Genomic DNA, 5,974 nt, shown 5'->3' with positions numbered 1-5,974 from the left:
CACTTAAAGCTTTTGGAAGCTCGGCAATCATCCCCATACCTATTTTTTGATTGACATTTTCCAGGGTAGTTATTTCATAAGCCACTTCTTCATAAGGGTGGTTTTCCTGCAAAGCTTTTAAAACAGTTCCTTCAAGGTGTGAGGGAAAAGTTATCCCGATTTGGGTTTCAGATTCATAATGAGTTTCGCCTATTTTACCCAAAGTCGGATTGGCTCCTTCTCCGGCCCTGAAGCTGCCTGTACCTTCAACGTTAAAGCTGCAATGGTCATAATTGCCAATGTTTCCTGCACCGGCATTGAAAAGGACCTGTCTTAAACTTTCTGCTTGTGCTTTTGGCACAAATGTGATGAGTTTTTTTATGGTTTCCTTTTTGGGGATGAGTATTTTTTGATTGATCAATCCAAGTTTTTTACAGATAATGGCATTCACACCGTTCCAGGAATTGTCAAGTGCCGTGTGGATAGCAAAAATGGCAATGTTGTTTTGAATGGCTTTGATCACCACGCGTTCTACATAATTATTTCCATTGATTTTTTTTAAACCTGAAAATATTATAGGGTGAAAACTCACAATCAAATTGCAATTTTTTGCAATGGCTTCGTCCACCACTTCCTCCAGAGTGTCGTGTGTAGCCAGTATGGAAGTCACTTTGGTGTTTTTATTGCCCACCAGCAAGCCCACATTGTCAAAGCTTTCGGCATAGTGTAGTGGGGCAATTTCCTCAAAAAAACGGATTACATCTTGAATAATCATAGTTCTATTTTACGGTAAAGATAAAAAAGTATATTTTCGTTGTGATGAACAAACTCAGGAAAATATTATTCCCCTTTTCGGTGCTCTATCATGGCGTAACTTCTTTTCGTAATTTTCTGTATGAAAAACAGTACATTGAAAGTATGCAATATGACATTCCGGTCATTTGTGTTGGCAACCTAAACGTGGGCGGAACAGGGAAGTCGCCCATGATTGAATTTCTAATTTCAATTTTGAAAGAACAATACAATGTAGCGGTTTTGAGCCGGGGGTATAAAAGAAAAACAAAAGGGTTTTTATTGGTTGAAAAGCATCACACAGTTGAAGAGGTGGGTGATGAGCCACTTCAGTTCAAACATAAATTTCCAAAAGTGATAGTCGCTGTGGACGCCAATCGTAGGCGCGGTATTGAAAAGCTTAAGGAACAAGCTGGAGTCATTCTTCTGGATGACGCCTTTCAACACCGAAAAGTTAAAGCTTCTTATAGCATTTTGCTCACGTCATATGCTGATTTGTACATTAACGATTTGTTGTTGCCGGCAGGAAATCTTAGGGAATCAAAAACCGGCGCAAAGCGGGCCAATTGCATAGTGGTTACCAAATGTCCTGAAAAGTTGCCGTATTCTAAACAACAGCAAATCCATTTTGATTTAAAGCCTCAACAGCACCAGCACGTTTATTTTTCAACTATTCTATATGCTTCAACAATGCAAGGCATAAATGAGGTTAAGCATCTTGAATATCTTGAACAGGAAAAATTTGTATTAGTCACCGGAATTGCCAATCCCAAGCCAATGGTTGAATATTTGACTGGCCTTAAACTGAAGTTTGAACATCTTTCTTTTGCTGACCATCACAATTTTTCTGTTTCGGAAATAAGTAAACTGGATGAAGAAAAAATCATATTGACCACTGAAAAGGATTTTATGCGATTAAAGGATAAAATCAAAAAGGCAGAATTGTACTACTTGCCGATTTCGGTTTCGTTTTTAAATAAAGAAGAAGGTTTTATAAAACGAATACTAAACGCAGCAGCAGGGATTCCCGAAGAAAATGAAACAATAGAAATTATAGATTAATCGCCTACTTTTTGAGTCTGAAGTGTGCGGTAAATTTTTTCGAAAAACTCTTCAGTTTTAAACGGCTTTGGAATGATTTCGTTGAAACCGGCCTTATAGAAATCGTCCAGGTTTTCGTCGATTGTAACAGCGGTAAGGGCAATAATTGGAATCTCCTGTTTAAACTCCCTGATTTGTTGAGTTGCTTCAATTCCACTAATTCCGGGCATATGAATGTCCATTAAGATCAAGTCATAATTGTTTTCCTTGGCCATTTTTACGGCATCTTCACCATTGTCGGCCACTGAACAATTGATTTTGTTTTTCTCCAAAATCTTTTTGGTAATCATTTGGTTGATTTTATTGTCTTCAACTACTAGTATGTTCAGATTTTCTAGCATTTCATAGTTTAAGCCTTGTGCGAGAACATCTGTACTTGTAGTATCGGGTTTTTCGTCAGAAATGTTAAATTTCAGGTCAAACCAGAATTTTGAACCTTTCCCGATTTCACTTTCCAAATGCACCTTGCTGTCCATTAAATTCAGTAGGTTTTTAACGATGGATAGCCCCAAGCCGGTACCACCAAACTTTCTATTGATTTGAACAGAACCTTGCGTAAAGCTTTCAAAAATGGCCTTTTGTTTCTTTAAGGAAATACCCACTCCACTGTCTTCAATTTCAAAATGGAGCAACACGCTACGGTCTGTCTGACTTAATTTTTTGACACGTATAGAAACCTTTCCGTTTTCGGTAAATTTAACTGAGTTACCCACGAGGTTGATTAAAATTTGTGAAAGAACAACCGGATCGCCTACAAGTTTCTGAGGAATACTGTCGTCATATTCAAGGGTGAGTTTGTTGTTTTTATCCAAAGCAGATTTTTTTAACGCAATTAACACGTCTTCAACCCTGTTTTTTAGACTGAACGATTTCTTTTCAAGTTCAACTTTGTTGGCCTCCAGCTTGTTCAAATCCAGTATATTATTGATCAACGAAAGCAAGTATTCACCTGAAAACTTTAATGAATTGAGGTGTTCTTTCTGATCTTCTCTGGGGTTTTCCTCCATCAATAAATGGGTTAAACCTGTTACGGCATACATAGGTGTTCGTAACTCGTGAGTAATCGTTGATAGAAACTGGGCTTTTGCCAGTGAAGCTTTCTCGGCCCTTTCTTTTGCAATTAACAGTTCGTCATTTTTATCTTGTAGCAGGTTGTTTGCTTTTGCCCTTAAATTGTTGTTCTTATAAAGCGATAAAGTTAAAAGAGACAATATGATTATTAATGCTACGCTAAGTCCTGTGGTAAAACGGTTCATAGTGATGGACTTTTGCTGTTGGTCCAAATCACTTTGCTGTAGTGCAATGATAGCATTCAGTTCATCACTATTGGATTCAAAATTTAAGTTTTTACTTAAAACTGCAGCGTGTATTTCTTCAAGTTGACCCCTCTTTTCTACAAAATTCCTCAGTGACGTGTAGGCATCTTCTGTTCGGCCTTGTAAAAATGCGATGTCACTGTATGCTTTATAACTATCGGTTTCTGTTTTTAAATAGTTGTTTCTTCTGCTAATATCAAATGCCTTATCAATAGCGACTTTTGCCCTTGTTGTATTTTTTTCTTTTTCAATTTCATTGGATGTGTTTATCCTAATTAGGCATTTTGCTAAATACAAATTGGCAAGTGATTCATAAAAAGGAATATTTGATGTTTCAAACACTTCCAATGCGGCTGCAAAATAATTGAGGGCCACCTGAATATTATCTTCTTCATATGCAAAAAGCCCTTTTTTGTATTTGACTTTGGCAAGTTCTATATCGTCATTTAAATTCTGAAAAATTCGGTCAGCACGGTCAAGATATCGCTCAGCATTCCCTTTATTGTTGGTTTTTAAGGAAATTAAACCGTATAGACTGTAAGCTATCCCAAGTTCCTTTGAGTTGGTTTCTTCTTTGATGTAGCTTATAGCTTTTGCACACTCGGTTGCTGCTAGATCAAAACTGTTGATTGAATAATAAAAATATGCGATAGTAGTACAGACAAGAGTTTTCTTAATCGGATCGTCATAAGCGTTAGCCAGCTCTTTTGCCCTGAGTAACTGAGGCATTACATTGTCGAGATCTTGAGTGATTATGGATTGATAAGCACTTTCCTGAAGTTGATGAATAAGCGCAATGGTATCCTGTGTTTCCTCAATGTTTTCCTGAGAAAAAAGAGAAATTGTACACAAAACAAAAAGTGAGGTAAAAAATACTTTTATGGAGCGCCTCATCATAATTCTAATAAGAGGTAAAGATAGTTATTTCTTTGAAATGTAATTTATTAAATCAATTATTCTTGAAGAATAACCCATTTCATTGTCATACCACCCAATAACTTTTACAAACCTGCCGATTACAGATGTCATTTGTGCATCAAAAACACAGGAATGGGTATTGTCAATAATATCGACAGAAACTATAGGGTCTTCAGTAAATTCAATTATGCCTTTCAAATAGGTTTCTGATGCGATTTTAAACGCCTGATTGATTTTCTCAATTGTGGGTTCGTTTTTGACGTTTAAAGTCAAATCAGTCAATGAGCCGTTAGGTACAGGAACCCTAATGCCACAACCACCAATAACATCTGACAAGTGCGGAAAAACTTTTGTCAATGCCTTGGCAGCACCAGTTGTCGTTGGTACTATTGATTGTGCTGCTGCTCGGGCCCTCCTCAAATCGGTGTGGGGTTGGTCGTGCAGGCTTTGATCTGTGGTATATGAGTGTATCGTGGTGATATATGCCTGTTCCACGCCACACAACTCGTCTATGATTTTTATCATTGGAGCTGCATTATTAGTAGTACAGGAAGCATTTGAAATTATTGTTTCTGAGCCGTCAAGAGTGGATTCATTCACGCCCATTACAATGGTTTTGATGTTATCATCAATTGACGGAACGGTGAGTATTACTTTTTTGGCACCGTTTTGTAAGTGTTTTTGCAGATCAATGGTGTTTTTAAACTTTCCTGTGGCTTCAATAACGAAATCAACATCATTCCATTGGGCTTGTTCCGGGGAGTTATAATTACTCAAAGGGTACAATTTTCCGTCAACCAATATACCTCCATTTGTACTTGATATTTCCTTTTTCAAAACACCGTGAATACTGTCATACTTGAGCAAGTGGCTTAAAGTTCTGGCGTCAGCCAAATCGTTGATAGCCACTACTTCTATTTGGTCTTGTTCCAGTAATAGCCGAAACAAACTCCGACCTATTCTTCCAAAACCATTGATGGCAATTTTGATTTTATTTGACATTGTGTGATTTGATGCTTGTATTATTGAATATGTTTATGTGCTTTGTATGATGACCGGACAAGTGCCCCGCTTTCCACGTGGCGAAAGCCCATATTTAAGCCCATTTCTTCATATTTTTTGAACTGCTCGGGCAAGATAAACTCTTTCACCGGAAGGTGTTTTTTTGACGGTTGTAAATACTGACCGATAGTGACTATATCGACATTCACATCCCGCAAGTCTTTCATTGTTTGGACGACTTCTTTTTCGGTTTCACCCAGCCCTAACATGATGCCGCTTTTGGTACGGTTAATACCGTTTTCTTTCAGGTAGTTCAATACACCCAGACTGCGCTCATATTTTGCCTGAATGCGTACTTCACGGGTAAGTCTTTTAACGGTTTCCATATTGTGTGAAACCACTTCGGGATTTACTTCAATAATTCGGTTTAAATGTCTTTCAATGCCTTGAAAATCGGGAATTAGCGTTTCAAGCGTGGTTTCGGGATTCATCCGTCTAATTGCCTTTACGGTTTCAGCCCAGATAATGGAACCCATATCTTTTATGTCATCGCGGTCAACCGAAGTAATCACAGCGTGCTTGATGTTCATCAATTTGATGGAGCGGGCCACTTTTTCAGGCTCTTCCCAGTCGATGGACTCGGGACGGCCGGTTTTTACACCACAAAAACCACATGAGCGTGTACAAATGTTTCCTAAAATCATAAATGTGGCTGTTCCTTCACTCCAGCATTCGCCCATATTAGGACAACTGCCCGATGTGCAAATGGTGTGCAAGCTGTATTTGTCAACAAGACTACGAAGCTCGGTGTATTTTTTTCCGGTGGGAAGTTTTACCCTCAGCCACTTGGGTTTTGGGGTTCTTTC

General features: G+C 38.2%; 5 protein-coding genes. 1 reads left to right on the top strand and 4 read right to left on the bottom strand.

The genetic code is table 11. The annotated features are described in order from the left end of the window. Positions 1 to 754: Nif3-like dinuclear metal center hexameric protein (locus AC6F75_RS08970; protein WP_500714667.1), on the bottom strand; the 754-nt coding region annotated here is incomplete at its 3' end. A 44-nt stretch (positions 755 to 798) separates the two neighbouring features. Between AC6F75_RS08970 and lpxK the strand changes: the two genes are divergently transcribed. Continuing rightward, positions 799 to 1,833 (top strand): tetraacyldisaccharide 4'-kinase, encoded by a 1,035-nt coding sequence (gene lpxK, locus AC6F75_RS08965; protein ID WP_500714666.1) that lies wholly within the window; start codon positions 799 to 801, stop codon positions 1,831 to 1,833. Here the strand turns inward: lpxK and AC6F75_RS08960 are convergent. From AC6F75_RS08960 to lipA, 3 genes are all read right to left on the bottom strand, one after another. Continuing rightward, positions 1,830 to 4,040, bottom strand: coding sequence for a response regulator (locus AC6F75_RS08960; protein ID WP_500714665.1), 2,211 nt, complete (start codon positions 4,038 to 4,040; stop codon positions 1,830 to 1,832). The two genes, lpxK and AC6F75_RS08960, sit on opposite strands and share 4 nt — an antisense overlap. A 69-nt stretch (positions 4,041 to 4,109) precedes the next feature. Then, positions 4,110 to 5,108 carry a type I glyceraldehyde-3-phosphate dehydrogenase gene (gap, locus tag AC6F75_RS08955; RefSeq protein ID WP_500714664.1) on the bottom strand — a complete coding sequence of 333 codons (999 nt, stop codon included), beginning with the start codon at positions 5,106 to 5,108 and terminating at the stop codon, positions 4,110 to 4,112. Between the two features lie 20 nt (positions 5,109 to 5,128). Further along, positions 5,129 to 5,974 (bottom strand): lipoyl synthase (gene lipA / locus AC6F75_RS08950; RefSeq protein WP_500714663.1); only part of this gene is annotated, 846 nt, incomplete at its 5' end.

Source organism: Planktosalinus sp. (assembly GCF_059864935.1).
Note: the sequence above shows the minus strand (reverse complement) of the source record. Positions and strands in the feature narration are given on the sequence as shown.